This window comes from Bordetella tumulicola, assembly GCF_965138755.1.
Taxonomy (GTDB): Bacteria; Pseudomonadota; Gammaproteobacteria; order Burkholderiales; family Burkholderiaceae_B; genus Bordetella_A; species Bordetella_A tumulicola.
This window is the reverse complement of sequence record NZ_CBCSFP010000002.1, coordinates 387947-406385: the sequence shown is the minus strand read 5'-3', so window position 1 is coordinate 406385 and position 18439 is coordinate 387947. Positions and strand designations below refer to the sequence as shown.

The 18439-nt window shown below is 59.4% G+C and carries 14 protein-coding genes; 9 read left to right on the top strand and 5 right to left on the bottom strand.

The genetic code is table 11. The features are described from left to right. Positions 1-279: 279 nt before the first annotated feature. Positions 280-1905: an ABC transporter substrate-binding protein gene (locus ACNAZS_RS07510; RefSeq protein WP_415787800.1), complete on the top strand. Its 1626-nt coding sequence runs from the start codon at positions 280-282 to the stop codon at positions 1903-1905. Between the two features lie 88 nt (positions 1906-1993). On the opposite strand, the gene ACNAZS_RS07505 is transcribed toward ACNAZS_RS07510, so the two are convergent. Next, on the bottom strand, positions 1994-2902 hold the full coding sequence (locus tag ACNAZS_RS07505) for a LysR family transcriptional regulator (protein WP_415787799.1): 909 nt from the start codon (positions 2900-2902) through the stop codon (positions 1994-1996). 333 nt (positions 2903-3235) lie between these two features. On the opposite strand from ACNAZS_RS07505, the gene ACNAZS_RS07500 reads away from it, so the two are divergent. The 8 genes from ACNAZS_RS07500 to ACNAZS_RS07465 are packed head-to-tail and all read left to right on the top strand — an operon-like array spanning position 3236 to position 11861. Beyond that, a complete protein-coding gene (locus ACNAZS_RS07500; RefSeq protein WP_415787797.1) occupies positions 3236-4207 on the top strand; it encodes a M14 family metallopeptidase in 972 nt (323 codons plus the stop codon). A 36-nt stretch (positions 4208-4243) separates the two neighbouring features. Then, on the top strand, positions 4244-5857 hold the full coding sequence (locus tag ACNAZS_RS07495) for an ABC transporter substrate-binding protein (protein WP_415787795.1): 1614 nt from the start codon (positions 4244-4246) through the stop codon (positions 5855-5857). A gap of 50 nt (positions 5858-5907) precedes the next feature. After that, positions 5908-6885, top strand: coding sequence for an ABC transporter permease (locus ACNAZS_RS07490; protein WP_415787793.1), 978 nt, complete (start codon positions 5908-5910; stop codon positions 6883-6885). A gap of 4 nt (positions 6886-6889) precedes the next feature. Continuing rightward, complete coding sequence (locus ACNAZS_RS07485; protein ID WP_415788854.1) at positions 6890-7810, top strand: ABC transporter permease; 921 nt, start codon at positions 6890-6892, stop codon at positions 7808-7810. Next, complete coding sequence (locus ACNAZS_RS07480) at positions 7807-8790, top strand: ABC transporter ATP-binding protein (protein WP_415787791.1); 984 nt, start codon at positions 7807-7809, stop codon at positions 8788-8790. Before ACNAZS_RS07485 ends, ACNAZS_RS07480 begins: the two co-directional genes overlap by 4 nt. Next, positions 8787-9788: an ABC transporter ATP-binding protein gene (locus ACNAZS_RS07475; RefSeq protein WP_415787789.1), complete on the top strand. Its 1002-nt coding sequence runs from the start codon at positions 8787-8789 to the stop codon at positions 9786-9788. The genes ACNAZS_RS07480 and ACNAZS_RS07475 overlap by 4 nt, the downstream gene beginning before the upstream one ends. 6 nt (positions 9789-9794) lie before the next feature. Next, positions 9795-10697 (top strand): alpha/beta hydrolase family protein, encoded by a 903-nt coding sequence (locus ACNAZS_RS07470; protein WP_415787787.1) that lies wholly within the window; start codon positions 9795-9797, stop codon positions 10695-10697. Positions 10698-10733: 36 nt separating this feature from the next. Then, the gene (locus tag ACNAZS_RS07465) at positions 10734-11861 is read left to right on the top strand and encodes a M20 family metallopeptidase (protein WP_415787785.1); all 1128 of its coding nucleotides are present in this window, start codon (positions 10734-10736) and stop codon (positions 11859-11861) included. Positions 11862-11912: 51 nt separating this feature from the next. Here ACNAZS_RS07465 and ACNAZS_RS07460 read toward each other — a convergent pair whose 3' ends face one another. From ACNAZS_RS07460 to ACNAZS_RS07445, 4 genes are all read right to left on the bottom strand, one after another. Further along, complete coding sequence (locus tag ACNAZS_RS07460; protein ID WP_415787783.1) at positions 11913-13970, bottom strand: UvrD-helicase domain-containing protein; 2058 nt, start codon at positions 13968-13970, stop codon at positions 11913-11915. 13 nt (positions 13971-13983) lie between these two features. Further along, on the bottom strand, positions 13984-16062 hold the full coding sequence (locus tag ACNAZS_RS07455) for a primosomal protein N' (RefSeq protein WP_415787781.1): 2079 nt from the start codon (positions 16060-16062) through the stop codon (positions 13984-13986). A gap of 346 nt (positions 16063-16408) precedes the next feature. Further along, the gene (hemE, locus tag ACNAZS_RS07450) at positions 16409-17482 is read right to left on the bottom strand and encodes a uroporphyrinogen decarboxylase (protein WP_415787779.1); all 1074 of its coding nucleotides are present in this window, start codon (positions 17480-17482) and stop codon (positions 16409-16411) included. A gap of 102 nt (positions 17483-17584) precedes the next feature. After that, positions 17585-18421: a hypothetical protein gene (locus ACNAZS_RS07445; RefSeq protein ID WP_415787777.1), complete on the bottom strand. Its 837-nt coding sequence runs from the start codon at positions 18419-18421 to the stop codon at positions 17585-17587. Positions 18422-18439 lie beyond the last annotated feature (18 nt).

Here is an 18439-nt window from a genome sequence, read left to right as displayed (position 1 = left end):
GTCCGCCGAACAATACTTTTGCCGAACGCAGCGTGGCTATAAGGCCGCATAACCCAGCTGTGTAACATCATGCGCCCCAAGGCGCCGCACCCCGAAGCGGGGAGCGGCGCCTTGTTGTTTTTGGCCAAAGCAACCGGGATTACCCGACCATCATTTGAAGGTGGTGCGCATTGACAACGCACGAAGCCGCTCCCGATAATCGCCCCCTTGCAACGATTGATTACTACTTTAGGCACCCTGCTCACTGTAGTGCAGTCATTTGCCGATTCGGAGCTCTTCATGAATTTGCGTACTTCTCTGGCCCTGCTGGCGGCCAGCGCCGGCCTTGCCGTCGCGCCGACCGTCTTGGCCCAGTCTCTGACGATTGCCTTGTCGTCGGAGCCTACCTCTGCCGATCCGCATTATCACAAGCAAACTCAGAATGATGCGTTTGCCGCGCACGTCTACGACTCGCTGATCAATCGCAATGCCGATATGGAGCTCATTCCGGGCTTGGCCACCTCGTGGAAAAACCTGGACGATTTGACCTGGGAACTGAAGCTGCGCGAGGGCGTGAAGTTCTCGAACGGCCAGCCGTTTACCTCGCAAGACGTCCTGTTTTCCATATGCCGCACGCTGAATAACGAGACCAACGTCTCTCAGTCGTACATGACGGTCACCAAACTGTTGACGGACGTGCAAACGCCTGACGATCACACGATCATTCTGAAAACGAAGGAACCTTTCCCGTTGATGCCGGCCGAGTTGGCCCGCCAGCTGCCCGTCATCTGGAATGGCATTGTTGAGCACGGTCCGCTGAAATTTGCCCCCAAAGAAGGTTGCGGCGTCACCGGAGCCTGGCCGACAGTGGCGGACTTCAATAACGGTAAAGACGCGATCGGCACCGGCCCGTACAAACTGAAGTCCTACGTCAAGGGCACCGGTATCGAGCTGGAACGCAACGAAGGCTATTGGGGCGACAAGCCGCACTGGCAAACCGTGAAATTTGTGCCGGTGCCCAACGCAGGCCCGCGTCTGACCGGCCTGCTGTCGGGCGATTTTGATGTGATCGAAAACCCGGCAGCGCGTGATCTGCCGCGTCTGAAAGACAACAGCGATTACGGTTTTGTCTCGAAACCGTCGACCCGACTGGTGTTCTTCCAACCCGACGTCGGCCGCAATCCGAGTCCTTTCGTCAAAAGCGCCGACGGCAAGAACCCGCTGCAAGACTTGCGCGTGCGTCAAGCCATCAACATGGCCATCGACCGGAAAACCATCAATGAGCGCATCATGGACGGCTTGGCCACGCCGGCTTACCAATACATGGCTGACGGCATGTTTGGCGCACTGCCCAAAGCGCCCGAGATCAAATACGATCCTGAAGGCGCCAAGAAACTCCTGGCCGAAGCCGGTTACCCAGATGGTTTTGAGCTGACCTTGTCATCCACCAACAACCGTTATGTCAATGACGGCCAGGTCACGCAAGCCGTAGCGCAATACCTGTCGCGCATCGGCATCAAGACTCATGTGGATGCCATGACGGCGTCGATCTATTTCCCCAAGCGCGCCAAGCGTGAATTCAGTTTTGCCATGGGCGGTTGGCCCTCGGAAACCGGCGAAGCCTCGGCGCTGTTCCAATTGTGGGTGGCATCGCTGGATTCGGCACGCAGCCTGGGCACCAGCAACTACGGCGGGTTCTCGAACGCTGACTTTGACAAGGTTTATGAGCAGGCCATCGTCACGATCGACCCCGAAAAGCGCAAACAATTGCTGGAGCAAGCCACGCAGATCGCGCTAGATAACGTGCCTCTGATTCCGCTGCACCTAGAAAGCAGTATCTGGGCGTTTCGCAAGGGTCTGAGCTACGAAGGTCGCCGCGACCAGTACACGCTGGCCATGTCGGTCCATCCGGCGGCGGGCAAGTAAGCGCTCTGTTTACGCGGTGTCTGGCGCCATCGAGGTGGGTCTGCCAGGCACCGCAATCCCTTCCCTGATCATATCGGGCACCGAGGGGTTATTCCAATGTCGCCTCCAGCGCATCAATGCGAACTTTGAGGTGTCGGATGAAGCGCGAGACGCCCGTCGGGAGTAGTCGGCCTTCCATAGTCTGAATCTGCAAATTTCGCGACTGCAGTTCGGCACTAATGACCGGTCGTGCGACCAAGCCGTCTTGCGCCAGGCGCCAGGCGACCGAGATGTATCCCGCAAACATCACCGCGTTGGAATGACGCACGAACCCATGCAGAGAAGGTGAGTAGTTGGACACCAATGCCGCATGCAATGACACCCCCCCGAGCGCACAGCTGCGGTTCAGCAGACGCCGTGCTGTGCTTTTGTCGTCGGTCAGGGCCAAGGGATAGGCCAAGACCTCATCCAGTTGCAGTGAACTACGCTCGGCCAAAGGATGGTTACGCGCCATGATCGCGTAAACGGGGGCTCGCCACGAGTGCAGTACCTTGACGCCTTGGGCAGGTTCAACATTGAAAGATACCGACACGTCGATATCGCCATTGGCGATGCGCTGCATGGCTTCGGGCGGAGTCAGCACGTCCAGCGTAAAACGGGTACGTGGATATTGTTGACGAAAGTCCACCATCGCCACAGGCAAGAAACCTTGCGCGGGGCCTTCTGACGCCCCCACCCGAATCTCGTCATGCGGCGCATCCTGTAAGCCCGAGATCTGTCGCAACACCTCTTCGGACTCCAACTGTGTGCGCCGTGCATGGGCAAGCAGCAGGCGCCCAGCCTCGCTCAGGACCATCCCGCGCGGTGCCCTCTCGAACAGCGAAGCACCCACCTCTTGTTCGAGCCCGGCAATTTGCCGACTGATCGCCGATACCGCTACGTGCAATTGTTTGGACGCACCACTCAAGCTGCCTGCCTCGGCGACTTCGACGAAATACCTCAATGCAATGCCATGCATAATCCGTTGTTCCTACGCTCTGATCGGTGTATCAACCCACCAAGGTTGCCGGGTATTGCACCTCAAGCTTTGCCAAAAAAGCAAATGCCATGGCAAATATTCTAATTGTCGAGAAAGCTCACTGACTCCTAGAATCTGCGTCTGATAAGAATTAGTGCCGCGCGAGCCTCAGGCCTGCGGTGAATTCCAGGGGGAAAACTGTGATCCTGGCACTGAGCCGGCTATTTTGCACGGCGTACGCCCCTCGTAAGCACGGGTGGAATCGTACGTGTGTCGGCGTCATGCTTCCCCTTCGTGTCGTCCTCTTGCGAAACTTTCACATGCGAAGCCCTTATGTCCACGCCTGACTCTGCCGCCGCGCTACGCCCGTTTACGCTCCCTTGCCCTGACTTGTCCATGGAACGTGTAGGCAACACCGACACCCCGGGCGTGTGGCACTTTGATTCCGGTGTCCCTGGCAAGCACGTCATGCTGACTGCCCTGATCCACGGCAATGAGCTATGTGGCGCCTGGGCGCTGAAAACGCTGCTAGCCAGCAGCGTGCGGCCCGGTTCCGGCAAATTGACGCTGGCATTCTGTAATTTGGCGGCCTTTGATCGATTTGATGCGGCCAACTACCTGCCGGCCCGATACGTGGACGAAGACATGAATCGGGTCTGGAGCCAGGACAAGCTCGCGGAGCCAACAACTCAGGAACGACGTCGCGCCGCAGCCCTGCAACCTTGGGTCGCGCAGGCTGACTGGCTATTGGATTTCCATTCGATGAGCAACTCGGATGTGCCATTGCAACTGACCGGCATACAACCCCGTAACATTGAACTGGCCCTGCAGCTCGGCAACCCGGCAAACATCATCGCTGACGCAGGCCATGCGGCCGGTGTGCGCATGCGCGACTATGGCCGTTTTGGACAAGATGGCGACAACGGCACCCGCTCGTTGCTGATCGAATGCGGCTTTCATGGCGATCCGCAAGCGCGTACCGTCGCAGAAGATCAGATGGCTCGATTCCTGGTTACCGCGGGCATCGTCGATCGCGGCGATCTCCCCGCAGGCTGGTTTGCCCCCAATGCGCCCACTCAAGAAGCCTTGCGCGTCACACATGCGATCGCGGCAAAAAGCGAAAATGTGCGTTTTGCCCAGCCCTGGCAGGGACTGGAAAAACTGCCTGAGGCAGGTACGTTGCTGGGTTGGAACGACGGCGAACCGTTTAGCACGCCTTTTGACAACTGCGTATTGATCATGCCGTCCCTGGCCAACGTCCGCCCTGGCGTGACGGTCATGCGCCTGGCTCAACCGATCGCTTGAATGCTCGCTCCCTAGAATCCGCTTTAGAGACTCCCTATGATCGCCTCTCGCTTTCGCATAACTGCCTTGGTCGCATTGCTCGGCCTGGCTGCCGGCGCGCACGCCGAATCCCTGACCATTGCACTGGCCTCGGAGCCCACGGCTATCGATCCGCACTATCACCAAGCCACGCCGAACAACGCCATGGCTTCGCAGATTTTCGAGACACTGACCGCGCAAGATGCCAAGATGAGCCTAGTCCCGGGCTTGGCCGCCTCGTGGAAAACGCTGGACGACACCACGTGGGAGTTCAAGCTGCAAGAAGGGGTGAAGTTTTCGAATGGCCAGCCGTTAACGCCGGAAGATGTGATTTTCACGTTCTGCCGCGCCATGAATAATGAAGAGTCGATTGCGGGCTCGTATGCCGCGGTCGTACAAAAATTTTCCAGTGTCCAGGCGCCGGATGCGCAGACGCTGATCATCAAGACGCACAAGCCCTATCCTTTACTGCCCAATGATCTGACGCGTATGGGCATCATTTGGAATGGCATCGCCGAGCACGGCCCCATTACGTTTGATCTGGAAAAAAAATGCGGTGTCACCGGCGCCTGGCCCAAGGTCGCCGACTTCAATAATGGCAAAAATGCGATCGGCACTGGCCCTTACAAGCTGAAGTCCTACGTTAAAGGTAACGGCATTGAGCTCGAACGCAATGATGGCTACTGGGGCGACAAGCCCGAATGGACCAACGTGCGTTTCGTGCCCGTACCGAACGCCGGCCCGCGGCTGACGGGCTTGCTGGCCGGAGACTTTGATGTCGTCGAAAGTCCGGCTGCCCGCGATGTGCAACGCATTAAAAATACCCCGGGCTTTGACTATGTTGTGACGCCATCGGTGCGCGTGGTGTACTTCCAGCCGGACGTGGGTCGCGATGTCAGCCCGCTAGTGAAAGCCGAAAACGGCAAAAATCCCTTGCAGGATGTGCGCGTGCGGCGTGCGATCAGCATGGCGATTGACCGCAAGACGATTGTTGATCGGATCATGGACGGCATGGCGCTGCCGGCGAATCAATTCTTGCCCGACGGCATGTTTGGCACGCTGCCCAACCCACCGCAACTGACCTACGACCCCGAAGGGGCAAAGAAACTGTTGGCTGAGGCCGGCTATCCAAATGGTTTCGAGATGACGCTGTCGTCCACCAACGACCGCTACATCAATGATGGCCAGATCACTCAGGCCGTGGCGCAGTATCTGTCACGCGTGGGGATCAAGGCGAATGTCGACGCCATGACCCGCTCGGTGTATTTCCCCAAACGGGCCAAGCGCGAGTTCAGCTTCGCCATGGGGGGTTGGTCCTCGGAAACGGGAGAAGCTTCGTCTTTTCTCCAGTACTGGGTAACGTCGTTTGCACCTGAACTGGGCATGGGCACGAGCAACTACGGGCGCTACGCTAACCCGGAACTGGATCGAATATTCCGTCAGGCGGTCACCACCGTCGATGATGCCCAGCGCGAAAAACTGTTGCAACAAGCACTGACGCTCACGCTGGCCGATCTACCCGCCATTCCCCTGCATTTCGAGAGCAGCATCTGGGCATTCCGCAAGGGGCTAAGCTACGAAGGACGCGCAGACCAGTACACTCTCGCAACATCAGTGAAATCTGCTCCCTAGTACTGGCATCGTGTCAGCCGTATTTTTGCAAGCCCCGAGGAACGCATAAAGTGGTTCTGTTTACCCTGCGCAGGTTGATCCAAAGCCTGTTTGTCCTGCTGGCCGTATCGGTCGTGGTTTTTTTCGCGGTCTATGCCGTGGGAGACCCGATCGAGTTGCTGGTCAGCCCCGAAGCCACCGTGGAGGCGCGTGCCGCCACCATCGCCCGCCTGGGGCTGGACCAACCCGTTTGGCAGCAATATTTCACCTTTCTCGGGCGTGCATTGCATGGTGATCTGGGCACGTCTTTCGTGCACGGCATTCCTGCCGTCGAACTCATCGTGCAACGTATGCCGGCCACCTTCGAATTGGTTGTGGTCGCCATCACGCTGACCTGTGTGATCGGTATTCCGCTTGGCCTGGTCGCGGGCCTGTATCGCGAGCGCCCATTGGGCCGCGGCATCATGGCTTCGTCGATCCTGGGTTTTTCGCTGCCCAATTTCTGGCAAGGCATGATGCTGATTCTGCTGTTTGCGGTCTGGCTCGGCTGGCTGCCTGCCTCCGGACGCGGCGATACGGTCAGCGTGCTGGGGGTACCGCTCTCGATCCTGACCCTGGACGGCTGGTCGCATGTGATCATGCCTGCCATCAACCTGGCGCTGGCCAATATCGCCCTGGTACTGCGTCTGACCGCCACCGGCGTGGCCGAGGCCCAAACACAAGAATATGTGAAATTCGCCCGTGCCAAAGGGGTACGGCCCGGGCGTATTGTGCGCCGGCACATCCTGCGCAATATCCTGATCCCCGTGGTCACGGTGGTCGGGATGGAATTCGGCAGCTTGATCGCCTACTCCACCATCACCGAAACCGTGTTCGCCTGGCCCGGCATGGGCAAGCTGCTGATCGATAGCGTCTACCAACTGGATCGCCCTGTCGTCGTAGCCTACGTGATGCTGGTCACGCTGATCTTCGTTATCGTCAATTTTGTTGTCGATATTTTGTATGCCACGCTCGACCCGCGCGTGCAACTTGTTGCCCCCTCGCATTAACGCCATGGCTTATCCGACTCCAAACAGCCGCACGCGCACCATCCAGCCACTGGATGACACGCCACAACGCGTCGCCATTCTGAAAAAACTGCGTAGCCGCCCTACCGTCATAGGCTCTGCCATTGCGCTGGCCGTGCTGATCGTACTGATACTGGTCGCGCCGTATTTTGCGCCGCAAAACCCCTACGATCTCGCAAACCTGAACCTGCTGGATGGCCGCCTGCCTCCACGCTCAACATCAATGGACGGCGTGGTCTATCTGCTGGGTACCGATGATCAAGGTCGCGACATGCTCAGTGCCATTCTGTATGGCTTGCGCATCAGCCTGATGGTGGGTCTGACGGCGGTGGCGCTGTCCACCGCCATCGGCAGCATGGCCGGACTGGTTGCCGCCTACGTGGGTGGCTTCGTTGACACGCTGATTATGCGTATCGTCGATTTCATCCTGGGCTTTCCCACCATTCTCGTGGCCCTGGTGCTGCTGGCCATGATGGGCCGTGGTGTTGACAAGGTCATCCTCGCATTGGTCGTGGTGCAGTGGGCGCACTATGCTCGCATCATGCGTAGTCGCGCCTTGCAGGAACGCCGCAAGGAGTACGTCGAGGCGGCTGCGAATCTGGGCTTTCCCGCGTGGCGTATCATGGTCTATCACCTGCTGCCCAACTGTCTGGGACCTGTCATGGTGTTTGCGACGATTCAGATCGCCACCGCCATCGCGCTCGAAGCCACACTATCGTTTCTGGGCGTGGGCGTACCCATCACAGAGCCCTCGCTGGGCTTGCTGATTGCGAATGGATTCCAGTATCTGCTCTCGGGCGACTACTGGATCAGTATGTTCCCGGGGGTAGCACTGCTGCTGTTGATCTTGACTATCAATATCGTGGGCGACCGCCTGCGCGAAGCCCTGGACCCGCGACGAGCATGAACGAAATCCTCCTTCAGGTGCGCGGATTGCGTACCGCTTTTCACACAGAAGCCGGCGCCTGGCCGGCCGTCGATGGCGTAGATCTGACTGTACGACGTGGCGAGATTCTGGGTCTGGTTGGCGAATCGGGATCGGGCAAGTCTGTCACGGGCTTTTCATTGCTGGGCTTGATCGACCCACCGGGTGAGATCGTATCCGGCGAGATTCAATTCAAAGGCCAGGATCTGCGCAAGCTCGACGAAGAAGGCATGCGCCGTCTACGCGGCAACCGCATCGCCATGATCTTTCAAGATCCGCTGATGACACTGAACCCGGTGTTGCAGATTGGCGAACAGATGATGGAAGCCATCCTCACGCATGAAAACGTACCTGTCGCCCAAGCGCGTGAACGCTGCCGCGAAGCGCTGGCCATGGTGGGCATCCCCTCGCCCGAAAAGCGGCTGGACAGCTATCCGCACGAATTTTCGGGCGGGATGCGTCAACGTGTGGCGATTGCCATCGCCATGCTGAATAAGCCTGACCTGATTATTTGCGACGAGCCCACCACCGCGCTGGACGTGACGATTCAAGGACAGATCCTGTATCGCATGCAGGAAATCTGCCGCCAACACAACACCGCCTTGATCTGGATCACGCATGATCTGGGCGTGGTCGCCGAGCTGGCGGACCATGTTGCCGTGATGTATGCCGGCCGGATTGTCGAAGCCGGTCCGGTGAATCAGATACTCGACGCGCCGCGCCACCCCTATACCAAAGGGCTGCTGGACTCCATGCCCGCCAATAGTGCACCCGGTTCACGCCTGCATCAGATTGACGGCATGGCGCCTAGTCTGGCCGGTCGGCCCGTAGGCTGTGCCTTCCGCCCACGTTGTCCCAACGCCATTACACGTTGCGCCGAGCAAGCTCCCTCTGTTCTACAAGAAGGCCCGCGCAGCTTCCGCTGTTACGCCCCGATCGCCCGCGAGACCGCATCCGCATGACCCCGCAAGACTCCCCTGTTATCGAGCTGCGCAACGTTCACAAACGTTTCGAGCAACGTCCTGACTTGGCCCAGCGCTTGCTGGCTCTGGCGGGCAAACCCATCGACCGCCGCACCGTACACGCTGTCAACGGCGTTGACCTGTCCATTCCGCGCGGCGAAGTGCTAGGCCTGGTCGGCGAATCCGGCTGTGGAAAGTCGACGCTGGGGCGCGTCGTCGCCGGCTTGCATCATCAGACCGAAGGACAACTGCTTTACCAAGGGCAGTCGACGGCAGATCTGCGGGGAGCTGAACATTTGGCGTATACGCTGGGCGTGCAAATGATCTTTCAGGATCCGCAAGCCTCGCTGAACCCGCGCCAGCGTCTACGCCAGATTTTGGGCGAGGCCCTGAAAGTACACAAACTTGCGCCGATCGCCGAGATTCCCGAACGCATTGATCGTGCCTTGTCCGAGGTCGGGCTGGATCGCGAATACCGTGACCGATTCCCGCACCAGATTTCCGGGGGCCAGCGTCAGCGCATCGGTATCGCGCGGGCATTGATGGTATCGCCCAAATTTCTCGTGTGCGACGAACCTGTTGCCGCGCTCGACGTCTCGATCCAGGCACAAGTCATCAACTTGTTCATGGACTTGCGTGCGCAGCACGGTTTTACCTATATGTTCATCAGCCATGATTTAGGCGTGGTCAAGCATATCGCTGACCGCGTCGCCATTATGTACTTAGGCAAAATCGTCGAACGCGCGCCCGCGACCGAGATTTTCGCGCGTGCCAATCATCCGTACACCCACGCGCTGCTGGCCGAAGTGCCCGACGTGAGTCGTCGCGGCCGGAAATTCACACCGATTCAAGGTGAGATTCCCTCGCCGCTGAACCCGCCTCCGGGATGCACCTTTCATCCGCGTTGCCCTCATGCCACCGCGCGTTGCCGCGAAGAAGTGCCCGAACTCAAAGAAATCGCGCCCGGCCATTGGTCGGCCTGCCACCTGAACACCTAGTCCACCATGAAGCCAGAACTCTCCAATGCCGACCGCATCGCCCAGGAACTGGGCCACGCGGGTCGTAACGCCATTGCCTATATCGATGATGACCGCAATGCCGACCGCCCTTTCACGCTGCAGACGTACCGACCGTATGGCTATACCGCCGATCGGCCCGTCGTCATCGTGCAGCATGGCGTGCTGCGCAACGGCGACGACTATCGCGACTTCTGGATCCCGGCCGCGGATAGGCACAACGTATTGATTGTGGCGCCCACGTTTTCCAATGAAATCTGGCCCGGCGTAGAAAGCTACAACAATGGCCGCGTGTTCAGCCCCGGCGGCAATCCCCGTCACGTCGATGGCTGGACCTATGCCCTGGTCGGGCGGGTATTTGCCGATTTACGTGCCTCTGGTGTTACAGACGTCGAGCAAGCCTATTTGTTCGGGCACTCGGCGGGCGGCCAGTTTGTCCATCGCCTGATGAGCAGCCAAGCCCATACGCCATTCTGCGCGGTCACCGCAGGGAATCCGGGCTGGTACACGCTACCCACCTTTGAACACCGCTTTCCGGAGGGAATGGATGGCGTCGGTCTTACCGAGGATCACTTGGTGCGCCTGTTGGCCTACCCGATGACCATTCTGGCAGGCGACCAGGACATTTCCACCAACGACCCCAATCTGCCATCCGAGCCCGCCGCCTTACGTCAGGGCTCGCATCGTTTTGCGCGCGCTCATCACTATTTCGAAGCCGGCAAACGCGAAGCCGAGCGTCGTGGCGTCCCGTTTGGCTGGACATTGCAAGTCGTGCCGGGCATCGGCCACGACGGCCGCGTGATGTCCGCCGCCTGCGCCAGCCTGTGGTTCGAGGGCAAGTTGCCCAGCAACGAGGAATTGGCCAAGATGGCCGGTCAACAAGTCGCCTGATTTCCCGATTATTTATTGCCTACCTGGAAGATCACCATGTCCGTACCCGCCACTGAAGCCCTGGTTGCCGGCATCCAATCGTGGGTGCGTTGCGAGTCACCCACGAACTCGCCCGAAGGCGTCGCTGCGATGGCGGCCCTGGTCGACACACACGCCCGAGCCGCCGGCCTCACCGTCGAAGTGACGTCGCTGGGCCCCGACACTGGCCCGCTGCTCTACGCTACGAATCGCGTAGCGGGCGATAGCCGTCCAGGCATTTTGGTACTGGCGCACTTGGATACCGTGCACCCGGTGGGTACGTTGCAAGAGAACCCCTGCCGCATCGAAGGCGACCGCCTGTATGGTCCCGGCAGCTACGACATGAAGGGCGGTATCTACCTGGCCCTGACCGCGTTGTCCGCGCTGGTCGAACCGGGTTCCACTCAATTGCCCGTCGATTTTCTGATGGTGCCCGATGAGGAAACCGGCAGCCATGCGTCTCGCGCTACGATCGAGCGCTATGCTGCGAACGCCAAATATGGCCTGGTGTGTGAGCCCGCCCGCCCCGACGGCGGCGGCTGCGTCACAGCACGTAAAGGCACAGGCATGCTGCGCCTGAACGTCAAGGGCCGTCCCGCCCACGCCGGTATGCAACACGAGAAAGGCCGTAGCGCGATTCGTGAGATGGCACACCAAGTGCTGGCGCTCGAAGCCATGACCGACTACGAACGCGGCGTGACAGTCAGCGTAGGCACGATTGCCGGCGGCACGGTGACCAATACCGTTCCCGCGCAATGCCGTTGTGTGGTGGATTTTCGCGTTCCCGATATGGGTGCCGCCGAAGACGTACTGCGTCGCATGCGTAACCTGTGCGCCGTGGGCCCTGATGTCGAACTGGACATTGATGTCGCACTGAACCGGCCACCCATGGTGCGCACGGACGCGGCCGCCGCCCTGTTGGCAAAGGTGCAGGGCTATGCTCGCGAGGCAGGCTTTGACCTGGCCGAGGCGCCTATGACGGGTGGCGGCAGCGATGCCAACTTCACGTCGGCCATGGGCGTGCCCACCCTTGATGGGCTGGGTGCCGATGGCAACGGCGCCCATACACTGGACGAATACATCCTGATTTCGACCTTGCAAACGCGCGTGAAATTCTGGGAACTGTTATTGCGTCAACTGGCTTGACACGACCGTAACGAGGCTTGCGTGGCGGGTACCCCATGCCGCACGCGAGCATCACTTTTTCAGCAGTGCCTTCAGCATCCCCAGACGCTCTTTGGGGCTCATCGCGCGCGTGGCCTCGTCTTCTTCGACGCGCACATCACCCAGCCCCATTTCTTCGATAAAACGTGACGGCTCGCGCACGAGGTCTTCGCGTGCCCGGCGGCGTTTTTTGCACCAGCTTAAATTCAAACTACGCTGGGCCCGGGTAATGCCGACGTACATCAGGCGCCGTTCTTCCTGAATACGGGTCGCCAGGTTTTCCGCTGCGCGAGCGGGATCGCCATCCTCGTCGTCTTTGCCCAAATGTGGCAACAGCCCCTCTTCGACACCCGCCAGGTACACGTGCGGATATTCCAGGCCCTTGGATGCGTGCAGGGTCGACATCTTGACCGCGTCGGGCTCTTCTTCGTCGCCACGCTCCAGCATGGTGATCAGCGCCACGTGTTGCACTAGGTCAAACAATGACATGCCGTCTTCGTCAGCTTTGCGTTTGAGCCAACCGGTGAGCTCCAGCACATTTTCCCAGCGCGTCTGTGCGGGTTTTTCTTCTAGCGTGTCGTACAAATAACGCTCGTACTGAATCGCCCCCAGCATATCGTCCAGGATGGCGCCAGCGGGTTCCGGAGAACCCTGTCCGTCTGTGCGCCCACGACCTGCACGCCATTGAAGACGGCGAATGTATTCGGCAAATGTACGTAGCGACTCGAGTTGACGAGGCTGCAACAGGCTTTCCAGGCCGGACTCGGCCGCAGCGGCCAGCAGTGACACCTCGCGTTGCGCCGCGTACTGGCCCAGCACCTGTAGGGTGGCCTGCCCGATGCCACGCTTGGGCGTGGTCGCCGCGCGAATAAACGCGGGATCATCGTCATCATTGGCCACCAGGCGCAGATAAGCCAGAACATCGCGGATCTCTGCCTTGTCAAAGAAACTCTGACCGCCTGCAATTGTGTATGGAATTTTCAGATTGCGTAATGCCTGCTCCAGGATGCGCGACTGGTGATTGCCGCGATACAGGATGGCAAAATCTTTCCACTGCGCCTGGCGCTCAAAACGAGAGGCCGAGATCTTCATCGCGACGGATTGCGCCTCGTGCTCGTCGTTGTCCATGGCGGACACCACGATGGGCTCGCCCACCCCCAAATCCGACCAGAGTTTCTTTTCGAACAGTTTGGGGTTCTTTGCAATCACCGTATTGGCAGCCGCCAAAATACGCTGCACGGAGCGATAGTTTTGCTCGAGCTTGATCAGCTTGAGTTGCGGATAATCCGTCGTGAGCTTGGCCAGGTTTTCCATGGTGGCGCCGCGCCACGCGTAAATCGCCTGGTCATCGTCCCCCACTGCCGTAAACATGGCCCGGTCCCCAGACAGCAGTTGCACCAACCGATACTGACAAGCGTTGGTATCCTGATATTCATCCACCAGCAAATAGCGTACGCGGTTCTGCCAACGCGTACGAACCTCTTCGTTGCTTTCGAGCAATTGCGCGGGAATCCGGATCAGGTCATCAAAATCCACTGCCTGATATGCGGCCAGGGTGGCCGCGTAATTGCGATACACCGTCGCCGCCTCGGACTCTGCCGGCGTGGCCGCAATGCGCGCCGCATCATCCGGGCTAAGTAGTGCGTTCTTCCAAAGCGATATCGTCGACTGCACCGTACGCAATCGACCGCGATCCGTCGTGGCCAGTAACTCCTGGATGATGGACATCGCATCGTCCGCATCCAGGATGGAAAACTGCGGTTTCAGTCCAGCGTGCCGGGCTTCTTCGCGCAGCATTTTGACGCCCAGCGAGTGGAAGGTGCTGATGGTCAAGCCCTTGGCCAGCTTGCGATCGACCAGCGTGCGCAAGCGCTCATTCATTTCGCGCGCGGCTTTATTAGTAAACGTCAGCGCCACCACATTGCGCCCCATATAGCCGCACTCACGCAGCAGGTAGGCGATTTTCTGCGTGATCACGCGCGTCTTGCCGCTGCCTGCGCCGGCCAGCACCAGACACGGACCGTCCAGATACAACACGCCCTCTTTCTGGGCAGGATTCAGACCGTGACCTATGGGCGCGCTATCAGACATGGGGAACGACAACTCAAATTTCCAGGGGATCGACTTCCAACTGCCAGCGGATGCGGGATTGCGAAGCCAATGCCGGCAGATGGGCGGACCACTCCGTCAAGAATGCCTGCAAAGCGGGTCGGCTCGTACTCTCGAGCAGTAGTTGCGCGCGTTCGATGTTGGCGACTCGCACCACGCGCAACGGTACAGGATCGTACAGCGTTAACGATGACGTGCCTGAAAAACCGCCCTGCTCAGCCAAATCCCGAGCCTCTTGCAGGAACGCCACAGCCTGTGCCAACTCGCGCGCCTCCGCCGTCAACAACGCCTGATAAGCAAAAGGCGGCAGGCTCGTGGTTTCACGCTCTTCGAGTGCGTGGCGGGCAAAGCCCGCATAATCATGGCGCAACAACGCCTGATACACGGTTTGCTCGGGATAGCCCGTCTGAATCAGGACCTCGCCCTCGCCCACGTGTCGCCCCGCTCGCCCGGCGACCTGCATCAATTGCGCAAACAAGCGCTCAGGCGCCCGAAAGTCATGGGCAAACAGCATCGAGTCTGCATTCAGTACGCCAACGAGACCCAGTCGGGCAAAATCATGTCCCTTGGCGACCATTTGAGTCCCCACCAGAATATCGACCTCACCCGCGTGGACGGCCGCAAACAGGGTTTGCGCACTGCCTTTGCGACGCGTGCTGTCGGCATCAATACGAGAAATACGCGCTTGAGGAAATAATTCGGCCAAATGCTCTTCGACACGCTGCGTTCCCCGGCCCATGGGCTCCAGGTCCTGGTCACCGCACTCTGGACAAGCCCGCGGCACAGGCGCCTGGTATCCACAGTGATGACAGTGCAAGCGATTGCCGCGCCCGGCGGCTCGATGCAACACGGTAAAAGCCGAGCAGCGAGGACAATGACTGACCCAAGCGCAGGATGCGCAATGCAGCACTGGCGCATAGCCACGACGATTCAGGAACACCAACGACTGCTCGCCGTTTTCCAGCCGCTGGGCAATCGCGTCGCTCAACTGAGGGGAAATACCCTCGCGCATCGGCAAACGCCGGGTATCAATCAACCTGATCTTCGGCAAACTGCTGACCCGCGCACGCCCCGTCAATGTCAGGCGCAAATAGTGGCCCCGTCCTGCGTGATACCAGCTTTCCAGCGAGGGTGTCGCAGAGCCGAGCAGCACGGGCACATTCTGATCACGCGCGCGCCACACTGCCAGATCACGTGCGGAATACCGCAATCCATCCTGCTGCTTATACGAGGCGTCGTGCTCTTCGTCGACCACGATCAGGCCGAGATCAGAGAGCGGCGCAAAAATTGCCATGCGCGTGCCCAGCAGCATGCGTGCCTGGCCTCGTTGCGCACGCGCCCAGGCCTGTACGCGCTCTCCGTCCGATAAGCCACTATGCATCACGGCCAGACCATCCGCCCCCAGCACCGACTCCAGGCGTGCGCGAACGGCGCCCTCGAGCTGTGGCGTCAGATTGATTTCTGGCACCAGCAACAACACTTGGCGTCCTGCCGCCAGTACGCGCTGGGCAATATGAAGATAGACCTCGGTTTTGCCACTACCCGTCACCCCGTGCAGCAAGACGGGTTTAAAACCCTCTAGCGCGGTCACCGTGTCCACTGCTATCTGTTGGTCCGCGTTCAGTGCGGGGGCCTTGTCGGGTGTCGTCGGCGCAGCGACAGGTTTGGCCTTGCGCGCGTCCAGGCGCGCCACGGGACCTTGTCCTGACCTCTTGCCCTGGTAGGCGGAGGGTTTACGCAGGGGCGGCGGCATGGCCGGTAGCATGACCTCGCCCAACGGGCGCTGATAGTAATCAGCCGCAAACCGTGCCAATCGCAACCAATCCTCGGGCAGGGGAGGAAGGTCTTCCAGGACTTGCTCGATCTCACGCACCTGGGCGGGATCAATGGCCGGCTCGGCGGGATTGTCGACCACAACGCCCACCAGCTTGCGACGACCAAACGGCACAATGACGCGCGTCCCGACAGGCAAGGCCACCTGTCCGCGATAATCAAAAGGACCAGGCAGCGGCACATCCAACGCCACACGCACCCAAACCGCACACGGACCCAGGCCGTTGGGCACGTCAGACATAGGCGGCAAATATCAATGGCATGGCGAAAGCGTACACAAGTTAAAGTGAATTCTCGGTTTTTCGGCTAACAGATTGTCAATTCGGCGTGAAATAATAGTCACGGCACAGCCTGTGGATAACTTTGGGGAAAACATTCAACAGCCTCACGTCGTGTCAAGCCTTCTAAGAAAAAAATTTTGGCTGAAATGCTATTGACTTTTTATTTTTACTTTAAATTCATATAGTTATAAAAACATTCCAGAATCAACCCAAAGTTTGCTATCCCGTACTAACTGCTTTCGCTGCTGTGCACAAGTCGATCCTGGCAGCCGTCGAATCAAGCCGTGCACGCTAGCGGACACTTACTTAGCCGTGCAGCGAACGACTGTATGTGTGGACCTCGTCCACCAACTCCAGGACGGCCTCTGGAGGGGTGTATTGGGAAATGCCGTGCCCTAAATTGAACACATGCCCCCCTTGACCGACAGGGCCAAAGGCATCCAGCGTGCGGCGGGCTTCGGCACGTATCGCGGCGCTGCCGCCAAACAACGTCATGGGATCAATATTGCCCTGCAACGCCACAGCATCGCCGGTGCGTTGGCGGGCGTGTCCCAGGTTGACCGTCCAGTCCAGGCCCATGGCATCGCAACCACAAGCTGCAATGTCCTCAAGCCAGAGCCCGCCACCCTTGGTGAATACGATGACAGGCACCGCACGCCCCTCGTGCTCCCGGATCAGGCCCGACACAACCTTGCGGGTATAGGCCAATGAAAACTGCTGGAACAGGCCGTCGGCCAACACTCCGCCCCAACTGTCGAACAACATGATCGCCTGAGCGCCCGCCTGAATCTGTGCATTCAAGTATTGCTGAGTTGCTTGCGCATTGATTTCCAAGATGCGGTGCAACAAATCCGGCCGGGCGTACAGCATCGTTTTGATCAACCGATAATCGGCACTGCCACCGCCCTCTACCATATAACAGGCAATGGTCCAGGGGCTGCCCGCAAAACCGATCAAGGGAACCTTGCCGTCCAGTTCGCGACGGATCACCGATACCGCATCAAATACATAACGCAGTGAATCCATGTCCGGCACGGCAAGCTGGGCTACGTCTTGCTCGGTGCGCAGCGGTCGCGCGAAGCGCGGTCCTTCGCCCGGCGCGAAGTCCAGGCCCAAGCCCATCGCGTGCGGCACGGTCAAGATGTCGGAAAACAGGATAGCGGCGTCCAGGTCATAGCGCGCCAATGGCTGCAACGTGACCTCTGCCGCATAATCCGGATTTTGGGCCAATCCCATGAACGAGCCCGCCCGAGCACGCGTCGCGTTGTACTCCGGCAGATAGCGCCCCGCCTGACGCATCAGCCAAATGGGGGTATAGGGTACGGGCTGGCGCAACAACGCGCGCAGAAAAACGTCGTTCTTAAGGGGAGCAGCAGACACAGCGATCCTTCGGTATCGGAAGCCGTGATTTTACTGCCTCAGCGGAATCAACGAGCGCGACGAAAATGGGTGCAGTCTCATGGAGACGCCAGCGTCACCGAATCAGGCCGGCGGCTCGGGCAAAGATGTGTGATTACGGTAGTGGGCGGCGTCGATACGATGCTTGCGCATTAATGCCCAAAATGCGCGCCGATGTTTGCTGGAGGCACGAGCCGCCTGAGCGACATTGCCTGCATGGTGTGCTAGCGCACGACGCAAGTAGGCTTGCTCGAAGCCATCTACGACGCGTGCCTTGGCTTGCCGAAACGACTCGTCGGATTGCCGGTGAAGGCTCATGATGCCACTTGTCGTCACAGCAGGATCGCATTTTGCGTCGGATGCAAAGGGATGGCTGGCACCCAATTGGCGGTACGGAAACAAGGGCTCGTTGACGGACATCGGTACCCCCCCTGGCGCGCCTGCATAGGGAGCCCCCGACAACGGCACAACCGGGGGAACGTCCCGACCCCTCAGCGGGACACGAGGCCGAGCCTCGCGATGCAGGCGCACCAGGCGTGCCCGCAATTCATCAAGACACACGGGCGCCCGGACAAAGTCGGCCACCCCCAACGACAGTAAATCCAGGATAGCGGGTGCGGTGATATCAAAAACGACAGCCACCAGGGGAATGCGTGGTCCGGTTTCGGCGTTGGCCAACAACGTGCGGGCCCACGACAACGACGAGGGCGCCACCGGCAAAACACAACCATCAAAGCGACGCAAGGCCAGTTGCGCACACGACAACTGTTGCGCGTCAGGCACCCCGGGCGCCAGGCTGGCCAAATCCTGGACATGTAATCGCAAACGGCCAAATTGACCATGGTGACTGTCGACCCAATCCTGCGCCCACACCGTGTGGCCGGGGGTCATCAGAACAGCGCAATCAAGTGTTTCACGCAAGACGGGCTCCTGGATGCG

Coding starts and splice junctions, on each gene's coding strand:
- ACNAZS_RS07510 (WP_415787800.1), top strand. CDS start 280: ATGAATTTGCGTACTTCTCTGGCCCTGCTGGCGGCCAGCGCCGGCCTT.
- ACNAZS_RS07460 (WP_415787783.1), bottom strand. CDS start 13,970: ATGTCTGATAGCGCGCCCATAGGTCACGGTCTGAATCCTGCCCAGAAA.
- ACNAZS_RS07500 (WP_415787797.1), top strand. CDS start 3,236: ATGTCCACGCCTGACTCTGCCGCCGCGCTACGCCCGTTTACGCTCCCT.
- ACNAZS_RS07465 (WP_415787785.1), top strand. CDS start 10,734: ATGTCCGTACCCGCCACTGAAGCCCTGGTTGCCGGCATCCAATCGTGG.
- ACNAZS_RS07480 (WP_415787791.1), top strand. CDS start 7,807: ATGAACGAAATCCTCCTTCAGGTGCGCGGATTGCGTACCGCTTTTCAC.
- ACNAZS_RS07475 (WP_415787789.1), top strand. CDS start 8,787: ATGACCCCGCAAGACTCCCCTGTTATCGAGCTGCGCAACGTTCACAAA.
- ACNAZS_RS07455 (WP_415787781.1), bottom strand. CDS start 16,062: ATGTCTGACGTGCCCAACGGCCTGGGTCCGTGTGCGGTTTGGGTGCGT.
- ACNAZS_RS07485 (WP_415788854.1), top strand. CDS start 6,890: ATGGCTTATCCGACTCCAAACAGCCGCACGCGCACCATCCAGCCACTG.
- ACNAZS_RS07470 (WP_415787787.1), top strand. CDS start 9,795: ATGAAGCCAGAACTCTCCAATGCCGACCGCATCGCCCAGGAACTGGGC.
- ACNAZS_RS07505 (WP_415787799.1), bottom strand. CDS start 2,902: ATGCATGGCATTGCATTGAGGTATTTCGTCGAAGTCGCCGAGGCAGGC.
- ACNAZS_RS07495 (WP_415787795.1), top strand. CDS start 4,244: ATGATCGCCTCTCGCTTTCGCATAACTGCCTTGGTCGCATTGCTCGGC.